The organism is Mycobacterium ostraviense (genome assembly GCF_002705925.1).
In the GTDB taxonomy this organism is placed as follows: domain Bacteria; phylum Actinomycetota; class Actinomycetes; order Mycobacteriales; family Mycobacteriaceae; genus Mycobacterium; species Mycobacterium ostraviense.
Genome location: NZ_NKRE01000001.1, coordinates 5,783,061 through 5,796,442, shown reverse-complemented (window position 1 = coordinate 5,796,442; position 13,382 = coordinate 5,783,061). Strand labels below are relative to the sequence as shown.

The following is a 13,382-nucleotide window of genomic DNA, read 5'->3' as shown; positions in this document are numbered from 1 at the left end:
TCGACGGGCTGAGGCGACTGCCCGGCACACCGCGGTCCGGTGTTTCACCGTCTATTGATTTCGCACCGCAGGCATTGCCGGCCCGCTGTGACTGCCCGATCGATCTCGGGCGCCGCGGAATCGCGTCAGCGTGCGGGGCGTCGCTGTTGGCGTAGGCCCGGGCTGAAGACCATGTACAGGATGCCAAGGCTGATGATGGCCCCCGACATCAGCAGCACGACGTAGTTGTCGTACCTGGGCGCCTCGGGTGTCCGCGGCCAGCAGATGTTGACGATCGCGCGACGCCGTAGGGCACGCTCGAAAACGCCGACTGGGTGCCGGCGCCGGTCCCTGCGGCGGCTGCCTGGCTGATCGCGGTGGACTGAGCGGCGGTCCCGGGCGGTTTCGTGTCCTGCTTGGGCGCGGTGAACGGCGAGAACCTGGTTGCCGCCGCTGACGCGCCGGCATAGCCGTACATATCGCCGCGGCATCCTGGGCCCACATATCTGCGTACTGCCCGGCGGCCGCGATCGCCGGCGCGTTCTGTCCCAGAACGTTGGTGGCCACCAGCGACGCCAACAACGCCCGGTTGACCTCGATCGCCGGCGGGGGCACCGTGGCCGCAAATGCCGCCTCGTAGGCGGCCACCGCGGATCCCAGCAGACTTGCGGTCTGCTGCGCCCGGGCGGCTGTGGTGGTCAGCCACAGCACATAGGGGGCCACCGCCGCGGCCATCGCGCCCGATGACGGACCCAGCCACGGCCCGCCGGTCAGCTCTGCGACCACCGCCCGATAGGAGCTTGCCGCCGTCCCCAACTCTGCCGCCAACGCCTGCCAGGTTCCGGCTGCCGTCACCAGTGACGTCGCACCCGGGCCCGCATACATCCGGGCAGAATTGATCTCAGGCGGCAGCCCGGCAAAATCCATGAGGCTGATCACAAGATCGCCTTCTTGATCAAGCGGGCTGCCGCATCGCGCTCCATCGCCACTTCGGCGATCTCCTTGCGCAACTTGTCGAGCTCATCGCGTTCGCGGTCACTCAACGTGCTGGCCACCTGGGAGATCGGCAGCCGCGACGGGCTTCAACCTGAAGACAGCTGTGAATATGGCTCCCCCGGACAACACCACTGGACCCGTGGCAGGATCGAAGGCCATGCGTCTGACGCCGCATGAGCAAGAGCGACTTCTGTTGTCCTACGCCGCCGAGCTGGCCCGCCGCCGTCGGTCACGCGGTTTGCGCCTCAATCACCCCGAAGCCGTCGCAGTGATCACCGACCACATCCTGGAAGGCGCGCGGGACGGCCGCACCGTCGCCGAGCTGATGACCAGCGGATGCGATGTGCTGAGCCGCGACGACGTGATGGAGGGAGTACCGGAGATGATCAAGGATGTGCAAGTGGAAGCGACATTCCCGGACGGCACCAAGTTGGTCACCGTCCATCACCCGATCGCATGATTCCCGGCGAAATCCTTTACGGCACCGGCGACATCGACGTCAACGCGGGCGCGCAGCGGCTGGACATGCAGGTCGTCAACACCGGTGACCGCCCGGTACAGGTCGGCAGCCACGTCCATTTTCCGCAGGCCAATGCGGCGCTGTCGTTCGATCGCGCGGCGGCGCATGGTTACCGGTTGGACATTCCGGCGGCCACCGCGGTCCGCTTCGAGCCGGGCGTTTCCCGGACCGTCCGGCTGGTTCCGCTGCGCGGGCGCCGAGAGGTCCACGGGCTGACACTGGATCCGCCGGGAAGGCTCGACGCATAATGGTGCGGTTGACCCGGGAGCGCTACGCGCAACTGTACGGCCCTACCGCCGGTGACCGGATCAGACTGGCGGACACCGATCTACTGGTCGAAATCACCGAAGACCGCTGCGGTGGGCCGGGACTGGCCGGTGACGAAGCAGTGTTCGGTGGCGGCAAGGTGTTGCGCGAGTCGATGGGTCAGGGCCGCGCGACCCGGGCCGACGGCGCGCCCGACACCGTCATCACCGGTGCGGTGACTATCGACTATTGGGGAATTATCAAGGCCGACATAGGAATTCGCGACGGCCGCATCGTCGCGATCGGCAAGGCGGGCAATCCCGACACCATGTCGGGTGTCCATCCGGATCTGGTCGTCGGACCCTCTACCGAGGTCATCGGCGGCAATGGGCGCATTCTTACCGCCGGCGCCATCGACTGTCACGTGCACTTGATCTGTCCGCAGCTGATACCCGAGGCGCTCGGGGCCGGCATCACCACCATCATCGGCGGCGGCACCGGCCCCGCCGAGGGCACCAAGGCCACTACCGTGACCCCCGGGGCATGGCACTTGGCCCGGATGCTGGAATCGCTGGATTCGTCGCCGGTGAACTTTGCCCTGCTCGGCAAGGGAAACACCGTCAGCCCCGAGGGGTTGTGGGAGCAATTGCGCGGGGGCGCATCAGGTTTCAAATTGCACGAGGACTGGGGATCCACCCCCGCGGCCATCGACACCTGCCTGAGGGTTGCCGATGCCGCCGGGGTGCAGGTGGCGCTGCACACCGACACCCTCAACGAGATGGGATTCGTCGAAAACACCCTTGCCGCCATTGCCGGCCGCTCGATCCACACCTATCACACCGAGGGGGCCGGCGGCGGCCACGCACCCGACATCATGAGAGTGGCCGGGCAGCCGAATGTGCTGCCCAGTTCCACCAATCCGACTCGCCCGCACACGGTGAACACGCTCGACGAGCATTTGGACATGCTGATGGTCTGCCATCACCTCAATCCCTCGGTGCCCGAAGATCTGGCCTTTGCCGAAAGCCGGATCCGCCCGTCCACCATGGCCGCCGAAGATCTGCTGCACGACATGGGGGCGATCTCGATGATCGGCAGCGACTCCCAGGCGATGGGCCGCATCGGCGAGGTGGTGCTGCGCACCTGGCAGACCGCCCACGTGATGAAGCGCCGACGCGGCACGCTGCCCGGTGATGGCCGGGCTGACAACAACCGGGCACGTCGCTACGTCGCCAAATACACCATCTGCCCGGCCGTCGCGCACGGCATGGACCACGAGGTCGGCTCCATCGAGGTGGGCAAGCTCGCCGATCTGGTGCTATGGGAACCGGCATTTTTCGGGGTTCGCCCGGACCTGGTGCTCAAGGGCGGTGCGATCGCCTGGGCGGCGATGGGCGACGCCAACGCGTCGATACCGACGCCGCAACCGGTACTGCCGCGACCGATGTTCGGCGCCGCCCCGGCCACCGCGGCGGCCACTTCCGTGCACTTCGTGGCGCCGGTATCGATCGATGCGGGACTGGCCGATCGGCTCGCCATCAACCGGCGGCTGGTTCCCGTGGCCGATGTGCGCGCCGTGGCCAAGGCCGATTTGCCGCTCAACGACGCACTGCCCACCATCGAGGTCGATCCCGACACCTTCACCGTGCGTATCGACGGTCAGGTGTGGCAGGAGCAGCCGGCCACCGAACTCCCTATGGCGCAACGGTATTTCTTGTTCTAGTGACCTCACTTGCCGTCCTCCTCGCGCTAGCCGACTCGCGGCTGCCCACCGGTGCTCATGTGCACTCCGGCGGTATCGAAGAGGCCGTCACCAGCGGCCTGGTGACCAATCTGGTTACCCTGGAAGCGTTTCTGAGACGACGGATCCGCAGTCACGGACTGGTCACGGCGTCGATCGCGGCGGCAGTGCACCGGGGCGAGCTGACGCCGGCGGACGCCGATCACGAAACCGACGCCCGCACACCGGCTCCCGCAGCCAGAGAGGCTTCACGCAGCCAGGGTCGCGGGCTGGCTCGGTTGGCCCGGACGGTGTGGCCCGAAGCCGGCTGGGACGATCTCGGCCTGCGGCCGCATCTGGCGGTGGCCGCGGGACACGTCGGGGCGGTCAGCGGACTCACCCCGGAACACAACTCACTGCACATCGTTTACATCACCATGACAGGTTCGGCCACCGCCGCCCAGCGACTGCTGGCACTGGATCCCGCCGACGTCACAGTCCTGACCTTCCGGCTGTCGCAATTGTGCGAACACACCGCCGCCGAAGCCGCCGCCGGACTGGCCGACTTGTCCGATCCGTTGCTCGACACGCTGGCGCAACGTCATGCCGAACGCGAGCGACCTTTGTTCGCCTCCTGAAAGGTAAGCATTGTCAACACATTCACACTCACACGCCCACAGCCAACGTCCACGACGGATCCGTCAACCGGGGGAGCCGTTACGCATCGGCATCGGCGGCCCGGTGGGCTCCGGCAAGACCGCGCTTGTGGCGGCGTTGTGCCGGCAGTTGCGCGACGAGCTGTCCCTGGCCGTGCTGACCAACGACATCTACACCACCGAGGACGCCGACTTCCTGCGCAAACACGCGGTGCTGCCCGACGACCGGATTGCGGCCGTGCAGACCGGCGGGTGCCCGCACACCGCGATCCGGGACGACATCACCGCGAACCTGGATGCGATCGACGACTTGATCGCCGCTCACGACCCGCTTGATCTGATCCTGGTCGAGTCCGGGGGCGACAACCTCACGGCCACCTTTTCTTCTGGCCTGGTGGATGTGCAGATCTTCGTCGTCGACGTGGCCGGCGGCGACAAGGTGCCGCGCAAGGGCGGGCCGGGGGTCACCTACTCGGATCTGTTGGTAGTCAACAAGACTGACTTGGCTCCGCTAGTGGGCGCCGACCTGCAAGTCATGTCCCACGACGCCGACGCGGTGCGCGACGGCCGGCCGACGGTGCTGCAGTCGTTGACCGAGGACCCGGCCGCCACCGCGGTGCTGGCCTGGGTTCGTGCCCAACTGGCAGCAGCTGATGCACTCTGAGGTCCTGCTGGTCGCATCCCGGAACCGGTTGCCGCGCATCCAATCCCGCGGTGGTATCACGGCTCGCTGCACCGCGCCCGACACCGTGTACCTGGTGTCGGCGGCGGCAAACCCGCTCGGCGGCGACACTGTCGACATCCGGGTGGTCGTCGAACAGGGCGCTCGGCTGCGGCTGCGCAGCGCAGCCGGCACCGTGGTGTTGCCCGGCGCCGAAACATCGACATCCCAAGCCCATTGGGACATCGAGGTGACCGGCGACCTGGATGTGGATCTGGAGCCGACGGTCGTCGCCGCCGCGGCCCGGCACCTGTCGATCGTTGCCCTGCGGCTGCACGACGGGTGCGAGGTCCGCTTCTGCGAACGCGTTCAGATCGGTAGATACGGTGAAAGCCAAGGGTTTTGGACAGGCTCCCTGCGCGCCGACCGGGATGGCCGCCCGATGCTGCGACACCGGGTGGAATTGGGTGCCGGATCGCTGGCCGATGACGTCATCTCGGCGCCCCGGGCGACGATCAACGAGCTGCGTTATCCCGCAACGGTATCGGCTGGCGACGTACCCAGCGCGTCGACCATCTTGACGTTGGCCGGCGGCGGGGCACTGAGCACCTGGCAGGGGGACCGGTTACCGGTCAGCTCGCCCGCCGAGCCGCCGGGCGGTGCGCCTCGGCCGCCAGAACCGCCAGCTGCTCGAGCCGGGTGCGCGCGAACGCCTGCTGTTCGGTAATGGTCAGCTGACCCCGACGAGTGCTCAGGAAGGTCACGGTCCAGGACAGCAGCGTACTGACCTTGGTCTTGAACCCGACCAGGTAGACCAAGTGCAACACCAGCCAGGCGAACCAGGCGATGAGGCCGCTGAATTCCACCGGACCGATCTTGGCCACCGCGGAAAACCGCGACACCGTGGCCATGGACCCCTTGTCGAAGTACTGGAAGGGCTCACGCTGTGTCGGATCGGCCCCGGCGAGTTCGGCTTTGATTGTGCCGGCGGCGTACTTGGCGCCCTGGATGGCTCCCTGCGCCACCCCGGGCACGCCCTCGACCGCTGCCATATCGCCGATAACGAACACGTTGGGGTGCCCGGGGATCGTCAGATCCGGCAGCACCTTGACCCGGCCGGCCCGATCGAGTTCCACGGACGACTGCTCGGCGAGATCGTGGCCCAGCGCGCTGGCCGAGACCCCGGCGGACCACACCTTGCACTGCGACTCGATGCGCCGGATGGTGCCGTCGGAGTCTTTGACGGTGATTCCGTTGCAGTCGACGTCGGTGACCATGGCGCCGAGCTGAATCTCCACGCCCATCTTTTCCAGCCGGGCGGCCGCGCGCTGACCGAGCTTTTCGCCGAATGGTGGCAGCACAGCCGGGGCGGCGTCGAGCAGGATCACCCGCGCCCTGGTCGAGTCGATGTGCCGGAACGAGCCCTTCAACGTGTGGCTCGCCAGTTCAGCGATCTGCCCGGCCATTTCGACACCGGTGGGGCCGGCGCCCATGACTGTGAACGTCAGCAGCTTGGCCCGTCGTTCCGGATCGCGGGACCGTTCAGCCTGTTCGAACGCGCTCAGGATCCGTCCCCGCACCTCGAGTGCGTCATCGATGGATTTCATGCCCGGCGCGAACTCGGCGAAATGGTCGTTGCCGAAGTAGGATTGCCCGGCCCCGGCGGCGACGATCAGGCTGTCGTACGGGGTTTCGTAGGTGTGGCCGAGCAGGTCGGACACGACGAACTGACCGGCCAGATCGATATGGGTGACGTCACCCAGCAGCACCTGCACGTTGCGCTGTCGGCGCAGCACGACCCGGGTGGGCGGCGCGATGTCGCCTTCGGACACGATACCCGTCGCAACCTGGTAGAGCAGCGGCTGGAACAGGTGGTGAGTGGTACGGGCGATCAACTTGATGTCGACGTCGGCACGCTTGAGCTTCTTTGCCGCGTTGAGGCCGCCGAAGCCAGATCCGATGATGACGACTCGATGCCGACGACGTGTTTCAGCTGTGGGATCTGGCTGGGGGCTCATGCTCCGCTACTCCTGAGGGGTCTCCTTGACCGGCGAACGGCAGTTAGCTACTACGGTAGCCAAGCCGGGCGCTGAATACCCGGGTGCGAGCGTGTGTAATCAACCACACCGGTACCTGCCAGGCTATAAACCCGGCTATGAACCGAGCAGCGGGCGCAGGGTTTCGGCGGCTGTGGTGATCAGGCCGGGGCTGTGTCCGTGCGCGGACAGGTTGATGATCAGACCGTCGACGCCGGCGTCGAGCACCTTGGCCTGGACCTGATCGGCGATCTGCGCCGGGCTGCCGATCACCATGCGTCGGCTGGTCTCCGCCGGCAGCTGATCCGGCTTGGCCTTCTCGTCGATCACCACGGTCAACATCAGACTGGTCTCCAAGGTCGAGGGGTCCCGACCGGCTTCCTCGCAGCGCGCCGCGACGGCGTCCATCTTGCGGGGCAATTCGTCGAGCGCCGCAACAATGTTGAGGTGGTCGGCGTATCGCGCCGCGATTGCGAAGGTCTTCTTTTCGCCACCACCGCCGATCAGGATCGGGACGCGGTCACGGTAACGCGGCTCGGCCATAGCCGATTCGGTGGTGTACCAGTTTCCCGAGAAGGTCGGCCGCTCGCCTTTGATCATCGGGTCGAGAATCTGTAGCGCCTCCTCGAGCCGCTGGAATCGATCGGTGAATGTGCCGAACTCGAATCCGAGCTGGCGGTGCTCGAGTTCAAACCAGCCGGCGCCGATGCCCAGAATCGCCCGGCCGGCACTGACCACGTCCAGTGTGGTGATGATCTTGCCCAGCAAGGCCGGATTGCGGTAGGTATTACCGGTCACCAGGGTGCCCAGCTGCAGCCGCTCGGTCGCGGTGGCCAGCGCGCCCAGGGCGGTGTACGCCTCTAACATGGGCTGGTCGGGCGTCCCGAGCATGGGCAGCTGATAAAAGTGGTCCATCAGGAAAAGCGAGTCGTAGCCGGCAGCTTCGGCCTCGCGCGCTTGGGCGATGACTGACGGAAACAGCTTTTCGACGCCGGTGCCGTAGGAGAAGCTAGGGATCTGAAAGCCGAGCCTGATAGCCACGGCATCTACCCTAGCGATCGGCGTGGGTAACCCAACAGAGTCAGGCGAAGTGCGCCAGCGCGCCGTGGCTCACGTGCAGTGTCTGGCCGGTGATGTGGCGTGCTGCGGGGGTGGTCAGAAACAGCGCCAACCGGGCGATCTCGGCCGCAACAGGAGGCGGTGTGCGGGAAAGACCTTCATATCCGGGCTGGACACTACGGCCGCACGCGACCGCGTTGACGGTGATGCCGCGGGTGCCGTAAACCTCGGCCTGCCCCGCGACCCAATTCGAGAGGGCGGCTTTGACCGCTGCGTCGGCGCTGCCTGCGGGCGGGTTTTCCGCCACGACGCCGATGATGGAACCACCGGAGCGCAGATGGTCGCCCACACATTGCACGGTCAATACCGCCGAGAGCACCGTCGCATCGAGCGCGTTGCGCCACGCGGCGGCGGTGTCGGACAGCGAGTAGGTCCGTGGATCACCGGCCTCCCAGGACTGCGCCGGCACGTTGACGATGGTGTCCAGGTGATGGGGGAACAAGCTGCGGACCTCGGTCAGGCTCGCCGGATTGGTGGTGTCGCAGGCGATGGCGTCCACATCGAGTTCCTTGGCGACAACCTCCAGGTCGTCGCGTCGAGCACCGACCAGCGTCACTTTGTGACCGTCGTCGCGAAAGCCCGCGGCAACCGTACGCCCCAGATCGGTGTCGCCGCCGGTGACCAGCACCTCCACTGCCATGACCTCCTCGTGTTCACCATTGAACCCAGACCTTGGAAGTTCGCCCGCCACAGGACCCTTGCCTGGGATCTCGGCATGTTGTGGCCTCAATCCCGGTACATGTTACTGGACAGTAGCTATTCGGCGAAACTCCGCGCCGCTACGACGCGCAGACGAGTTTCATAACTGTTGAGGCCTGTTCGGGAGCGCTTTTTTGGCCGGCGGTGGTTGATGGGCTCCGGCTGCTACGTTTGACCAATGCGCCGGATCGGGGCCCTGGGCGGTTGGGTATCGAGGCTGCTGATCTGGGGGCTGGTCGCGAGCGTGGTGGCGTGTAGTTCGCACGCACAACCGGCCCCGGGTACGCGATCGATAGTGGTGTTCGCCGCGGCATCGCTGAAGTCCGCGTTCACTCAGATCGGCGAGCAATTCAGGAAAGACAACCCCGGCGTTGGAGTCGACTTCGACTTGGCCGGTTCCTCTGAGTTGGCGACACAACTGACCCAGGGCGCGACGGCCGACGTCTTCGCCTCAGCAGACACCGCCCAGATGGACACCGTCGTCAAGGCCGGCTTGGTGGCCGCAGATCCGGCCAACTTTGCATCCAACACGCTGGTCATCGTCACCGCGCCGGGAAATCCGAAACGGATCGGATCATTCGCTGACCTGGCCGGGCCGGGGCTCAGCGTGGTGATCTGCCAGCAGCCGGTGCCTTGTGGATCGGCCACCCGGCGCATCGAGAACGCCACCGGTATCCAGCTGCGGCCGGTCAGCGAAGAACTCAGCGTGACCGACGTTCTCAACAAGGTGGCGACCGGACAGGCCGATGCCGGGCTGGTCTATGTCACTGACGCAATGAGCGCCGGCGACAAAGTGGCGACGGTCAGGTTTCCCGAGGCCAGTGGCGCGGTGAACGTGTATCCCATCGCGGTGTTGAGAAAGGCGCCCCAGCCTGAGCTGGCGCGGAAGTTCGTGGCCCTGGTAACGGCCGAGACAGGGCGACAGATCCTGAGTCGGTCGGGGTTTGCCAAGCCCTGACGAGCTGCTGTGCGCTGGCCCGCCGATCTGCCCCGCTGGGTTTACGTCCCCGCCGCGGCGGGGACGCTCTTCGTGGTACTACCACTGATTGCGATTGCCCTCAAAGTCGATTGGCCCAACTTCTGGTCGCTGATCGCCAGCACCTCCTCAAAGACAGCACTGGTCCTGAGCCTGAAGACCGCCGCGGCCAGCACGATGGTGTGCGTTCTGCTGGGAGTGCCGATGGCGCTGGTGCTGGCCCGCAGCCGGGCGCGGCTGGTGCGGTTGCTGCGGCCGCTGATCCTGCTGCCCCTCGTGCTGCCGCCAGTGGTGGGGGGTATCGCGCTGCTGTACGCGTTCGGCCGGCTCGGCTTGATCGGGCACTACCTGGAGGCGGCCGGCATCAAGATCGCGTTCAGCACGACGGCGGTGGTGCTGGCGCAGACCTTCGTCTCGCTGCCGTTCCTGGTGATATCCCTGGAGGGGGCGGCCCGCACCGCGGGAGCCGACTACGAGGTTGTCGCTGCCACACTCGGAGCCCGGCCGAGCACGATCTGGTGGCGGATCACCCTGCCGCTGTTGCTGCCTGGCGTGGCGTCCGGAGCCGTGCTGGCATTCGCCCGGTCGCTGGGCGAGTTCGGCGCAACCTTGACGTTTGCCGGTTCCCGGCAAGGAGTCACCCGCACCCTTCCGCTGGAGATCTACCTGCAGCGGGTGAACGATCCGGACGCTGCGGTGGCATTGTCGCTGCTTCTGGTAGCGGTGGCGGCGCTGGTCGTGCTCACTCTGGGTGCCCGACGGCTGACCGGGACGGACACCAGGTGACGGCCGGGTAAACCGGCCCTGAGCTTGCCGTGGGAACCGTTTCGGTCGCCTGGCGTTGGGCGCGGAATGCGGCAATTGCGCTGCCGAAGTTCGATCATTGGCCCTAAAACGACTTTAAAACTAAGGCTAGGGCTGTGATCAGCTAACCAACCGCAGCTGCTACGGCACGCCAGGGAAACTACCCACAGAACAGTGGGTGCTGCTTCGCGTGCTGTCCGGGAATTGAAATCGTCGCCTAAGGTGTGAGCCATGCCTGGCAGCGCGGTGGGTTGACGGTGCTCGCAGTGTCAGTTCTGGGAGTCGGCGGGTAGCACGCACCTAACGCAAGGTAGCCGGACATGAGCGGGTTGCAGCTTCACGCCGTCGTGACGGACCGCGGTCTAGACGTGGAATTCGTCGTTTCGGCGGGGGAGGTGCTGGCCATACTCGGCCCCAACGGTGCCGGCAAATCCACCGCACTTCATGTGATTGCCGGGCTGGTTCGCCCCGACATGGGTCTGGTGCGCGTCGGAGACCGGGTGCTGACCGACACCGCGGCCGGGATCGAGGTGGCCACACACGACCGCCGGGTGGGGCTGCTCCTCCAGGAACCGCTGCTGTTTCCGCACCTGAGCGTGGCCGCCAACGTGGTATTCGGACCGCTCAGCCGTCGCGGGATGTTCCGGTTCGCCCGCTCCCGGCGCAGGGAGTCGGCGCTGCGCTGGTTGAGTGAGGTGGACGCCGCGCAATTCGTTGACCGCAAGCCGCGGCAGCTATCCGGGGGTCAGGCCCAGCGGGTGGCCATTGCGCGTGCACTGGCTGCCGAACCTGATGTACTGCTGCTCGACGAGCCGCTGACCGGGCTGGATGTGACTGCGGCCGCGGCGATACGGGCGGTGCTGCGGGGCGTGGTTGCCGACACCGGCTGCGCCGTGGTTCTGATAACCCACGACCTGCTGGATGTGTTTGCGCTGGCTGACCGGGTGATGGTGGTCGAGTCCGGGAAGATCTCCGAGATCGGTCCGGTGGCCGAGGTGCTTGCCGCGCCCCGGAGCCATTTCGGGGCCCGCGTCGCGGGCATCAACCTGGTCAGCGGCACCTTCGGCGCCGACGGCGCGCTGCACAGCCCGAGCGGCGCCGTTTGGCATGGGATCGCGGCCCAGGATCTCACCAGCGGCCGCGACGCCGTCGCGGTGTTCGCGCCGACAGCGGTGGCCGTGCACCTGGAACAGCCGCATGGCAGCCCCCGCAACACCGTCGAAGTGACCGTGACGGAGTTGCAGACCCGCGGTTCCGGGGTCCTGGTGCGCGGTCCGGAGCAGCCCGACGGCGCCCCAGGGCTGGCCGCCAGCATCACCGCCGATGCCGCGGCGGAGTTGCGGCTGACGCCCGGGACGCGCGTGTGGTACAGCATCAAGGCGCATGAAGTGGCGCTGCACCCGGCAGCTCGCCGGTAGCAGCTGCCGATGACGAACAGCGTCGACACCGGCAGGCCATCCTTGCTTCACGGCGACAACACGGTAGGTTCGTCGCCATGCATCAGGTGGACTCCAACACGAGACGTCGCAACGGACTGTGGGCAACGCTGGCGATCGCCACCGTAAGCAGCGCCGGCGCGCTCACCATCGCGCTGCCGGCGACCTCCGGCGCCGACCCGGAGCCGGTACCCGCGCCGGCCACCACCACCACAGCGGTCGCGCCCCCCTCGACCACCGCGGCGTCGCCTGCACCCGCACCGGCCACCACTCCGGCGACGCCGCCACCGGGAACCACCAGCACGCCCGCGGCACAGCCGGCCGATCCGAATGCGGCACCGCCGCCGGCCGACCCCAATGCACCGCCCCCACCGGTCGCCGACCCCAATGCACCGGAACCCGCCCCGATCACCAACGCAGTCGGCGGATTCAGCTTCATCCTGCCGCCGGGCTGGGTGGAGTCAGACGCTTCGCATCTCGATTACGGGTCGGCGCTGCTGAGCAAGGCAACCGGGGAGCCACCCATGCCCGGACAGGCACCGCCGGTCGCCAACGACACTCGTATCGTGTTGGGGCGACTGGACCAACGGCTTTACGCCAGCGCCGAAACCACCAATCCCAAGGCCGCGGTCCGGTTGGGCTCGGACATGGGTGAGTTCTTCATGCCGTACCCGGGCACCCGAATCAACCAGGAAACGGTTCCGCTCAACGCCAACGGGGTGTCCGGAAGCGCGTCGTACTACGAAGTCAAATTCAGCGATCCGGCCAAGCCGAACGGACAGATCTGGACCGGCGTGATCGGTACGCCCGCGGGGAGTACGCCCAATGCCGGGCCTCCGCAGCGCTGGTTCGTGGTGTGGCTGGGGACCTCGAACAACCCGGTGGACAAGGGCGCGGCAAAGGTTCTCGCGGAGTCGATCCGTCCCTGGACGCCCCTGCCGGCGCCCGCGCCGGCACCGGCTCCGGGCGAGCCGGTGCCGGAACCTGGTGCGCCCGCGCCGGCGCCCGCTCCCGCACCGGTCCAGGCTCCGGCCGCGGGAGTGACCCCGACCCTCACGCCCACACCGCAGCGGACCCAACCGGCGTAACCGGCAGTCGCGAAGTCGACCATTCCCATCGCCGCGCGAACCGGGTATACCGGGATCACGGTCCAGCAGTCGAGTTGGGCTTTGCCGGTGATGAGCCGGTGATGACAAGGAGATCGCGATGGGTGTCATGGCAGCAACCGAGTTTCTGGCCCGCTCGACGACGCTGACCAGCGTCGGCTGGATCGGTTACATCATCATCGGTGCCATCGCGGGCTGGATAGCGGGCAAGATTGTCAAAGGCTCGGGATCCGGGATCTTGATGAACATCGTCATCGGCGTCGTCGGAGCGCTGATCGGCGGCTTCCTGCTGAGCTTCTTCGTCGACACCGCGGCCGGGGGGTGGTGGTTCACGCTGTTCACCGCCATTCTCGGCTCGGTGATCCTGCTCTGGCTAGTCGGCATGGCGCAGAAGCGCTAACAGCCGCTAACCCGTTGCCGCGGTGGCG

General features: G+C 66.9%; 14 protein-coding genes and 1 pseudogene. 11 read left to right on the top strand and 4 right to left on the bottom strand.

Translation table 11 applies throughout. The features are described 5' to 3' along the window. Window positions 1–277: 277 nt before the first annotated feature. Window positions 278–906, bottom strand: a pseudogene (locus CDN38_RS27025) (PPE family protein); the annotation flags it as partial. 226 nt (window positions 907–1,132) lie between these two features. On the opposite strand from CDN38_RS27025, the gene CDN38_RS27020 reads away from it, so the two are divergent. Genes CDN38_RS27020 through CDN38_RS26995 form a run of 6 tightly spaced genes read left to right on the top strand, consistent with a single transcriptional unit; the run spans window position 1,133 to window position 5,505 of the window. Further along, window positions 1,133–1,435 carry an urease subunit gamma gene (locus tag CDN38_RS27020; protein WP_075511571.1) on the top strand — a complete coding sequence of 101 codons (303 nt, stop codon included), beginning with the start codon at window positions 1,133–1,135 and terminating at the stop codon, window positions 1,433–1,435. Next, window positions 1,432–1,743, top strand: a complete 312-nt coding sequence (locus tag CDN38_RS27015) for an urease subunit beta (protein WP_075511572.1) — start codon at window positions 1,432–1,434, stop codon at window positions 1,741–1,743. Before CDN38_RS27020 ends, CDN38_RS27015 begins: the two co-directional genes overlap by 4 nt. After that, entirely contained in the window at window positions 1,743–3,464 is a 1,722-nt protein-coding gene (locus tag CDN38_RS27010) for an urease subunit alpha (RefSeq protein ID WP_075511573.1), read from the top strand. The genes CDN38_RS27015 and CDN38_RS27010 overlap by 1 nt, the downstream gene beginning before the upstream one ends. After that, window positions 3,464–4,099, top strand: a complete 636-nt coding sequence (locus CDN38_RS27005) for an urease accessory protein UreF (protein WP_075511574.1) — start codon at window positions 3,464–3,466, stop codon at window positions 4,097–4,099. The genes CDN38_RS27010 and CDN38_RS27005 overlap by 1 nt, the downstream gene beginning before the upstream one ends. A gap of 10 nt (window positions 4,100–4,109) precedes the next feature. Next, window positions 4,110–4,781, top strand: coding sequence for an urease accessory protein UreG (ureG, locus tag CDN38_RS27000; protein WP_075511575.1), 672 nt, complete (start codon window positions 4,110–4,112; stop codon window positions 4,779–4,781). After that, window positions 4,771–5,505 (top strand): urease accessory protein UreD, encoded by a 735-nt coding sequence (locus CDN38_RS26995; RefSeq protein ID WP_082277216.1) that lies wholly within the window; start codon window positions 4,771–4,773, stop codon window positions 5,503–5,505. Before ureG ends, CDN38_RS26995 begins: the two co-directional genes overlap by 11 nt. Here the strand turns inward: CDN38_RS26995 and CDN38_RS26990 are convergent. The 3 genes from CDN38_RS26990 to CDN38_RS26980 form a co-directional block, all read right to left on the bottom strand. Beyond that, a complete protein-coding gene (locus CDN38_RS26990) occupies window positions 5,411–6,796 on the bottom strand; it encodes an NAD(P)/FAD-dependent oxidoreductase (protein WP_075511576.1) in 1,386 nt (461 codons plus the stop codon). The two genes, CDN38_RS26995 and CDN38_RS26990, sit on opposite strands and share 95 nt — an antisense overlap. A gap of 135 nt (window positions 6,797–6,931) precedes the next feature. Continuing rightward, window positions 6,932–7,855: an LLM class F420-dependent oxidoreductase gene (locus CDN38_RS26985; RefSeq protein ID WP_075511577.1), complete on the bottom strand. Its 924-nt coding sequence runs from the start codon at window positions 7,853–7,855 to the stop codon at window positions 6,932–6,934. Between the two features lie 40 nt (window positions 7,856–7,895). Beyond that, the gene (locus CDN38_RS26980; protein ID WP_075511578.1) at window positions 7,896–8,573 is read right to left on the bottom strand and encodes an SDR family oxidoreductase; all 678 of its coding nucleotides are present in this window, start codon (window positions 8,571–8,573) and stop codon (window positions 7,896–7,898) included. Between the two features lie 237 nt (window positions 8,574–8,810). Here CDN38_RS26980 and modA point away from each other — a divergent pair, with 237 nt between their 5' ends. From modA to CDN38_RS26955, 5 genes are all read left to right on the top strand, one after another. Then, on the top strand, window positions 8,811–9,590 hold the full coding sequence (modA, locus tag CDN38_RS26975; protein WP_075511579.1) for a molybdate ABC transporter substrate-binding protein: 780 nt from the start codon (window positions 8,811–8,813) through the stop codon (window positions 9,588–9,590). A 9-nt stretch (window positions 9,591–9,599) separates the two neighbouring features. After that, complete coding sequence (locus CDN38_RS26970; RefSeq protein ID WP_075511580.1) at window positions 9,600–10,394, top strand: ABC transporter permease; 795 nt, start codon at window positions 9,600–9,602, stop codon at window positions 10,392–10,394. A gap of 338 nt (window positions 10,395–10,732) precedes the next feature. Continuing rightward, a complete protein-coding gene (locus CDN38_RS26965; RefSeq protein ID WP_075511581.1) occupies window positions 10,733–11,830 on the top strand; it encodes a sulfate/molybdate ABC transporter ATP-binding protein in 1,098 nt (365 codons plus the stop codon). A 77-nt stretch (window positions 11,831–11,907) separates the two neighbouring features. Next, on the top strand, window positions 11,908–12,936 hold the full coding sequence (locus tag CDN38_RS26960; RefSeq protein WP_075511582.1) for an alanine and proline-rich secreted protein Apa: 1,029 nt from the start codon (window positions 11,908–11,910) through the stop codon (window positions 12,934–12,936). A 118-nt stretch (window positions 12,937–13,054) separates the two neighbouring features. Continuing rightward, a complete protein-coding gene (locus CDN38_RS26955; RefSeq protein WP_075511583.1) occupies window positions 13,055–13,354 on the top strand; it encodes a GlsB/YeaQ/YmgE family stress response membrane protein in 300 nt (99 codons plus the stop codon). The last annotated feature ends 28 nt before the right edge of the window (window positions 13,355–13,382 follow it).

Coding starts and splice junctions, on each gene's coding strand:
- CDN38_RS26955 (WP_075511583.1), top strand. CDS start 13,055: ATGGGTGTCATGGCAGCAACCGAGTTTCTGGCCCGCTCGACGACGCTG.
- CDN38_RS27015 (WP_075511572.1), top strand. CDS start 1,432: ATGATTCCCGGCGAAATCCTTTACGGCACCGGCGACATCGACGTCAAC.
- modA (WP_075511579.1), top strand. CDS start 8,811: ATGCGCCGGATCGGGGCCCTGGGCGGTTGGGTATCGAGGCTGCTGATC.
- CDN38_RS26980 (WP_075511578.1), bottom strand. CDS start 8,573: ATGGCAGTGGAGGTGCTGGTCACCGGCGGCGACACCGATCTGGGGCGT.
- CDN38_RS26995 (WP_082277216.1), top strand. CDS start 4,771: ATGCACTCTGAGGTCCTGCTGGTCGCATCCCGGAACCGGTTGCCGCGC.
- CDN38_RS27020 (WP_075511571.1), top strand. CDS start 1,133: ATGCGTCTGACGCCGCATGAGCAAGAGCGACTTCTGTTGTCCTACGCC.
- CDN38_RS26990 (WP_075511576.1), bottom strand. CDS start 6,796: ATGAGCCCCCAGCCAGATCCCACAGCTGAAACACGTCGTCGGCATCGA.
- CDN38_RS26960 (WP_075511582.1), top strand. CDS start 11,908: ATGCATCAGGTGGACTCCAACACGAGACGTCGCAACGGACTGTGGGCA.
- CDN38_RS27010 (WP_075511573.1), top strand. CDS start 1,743: ATGGTGCGGTTGACCCGGGAGCGCTACGCGCAACTGTACGGCCCTACC.
- CDN38_RS26965 (WP_075511581.1), top strand. CDS start 10,733: ATGAGCGGGTTGCAGCTTCACGCCGTCGTGACGGACCGCGGTCTAGAC.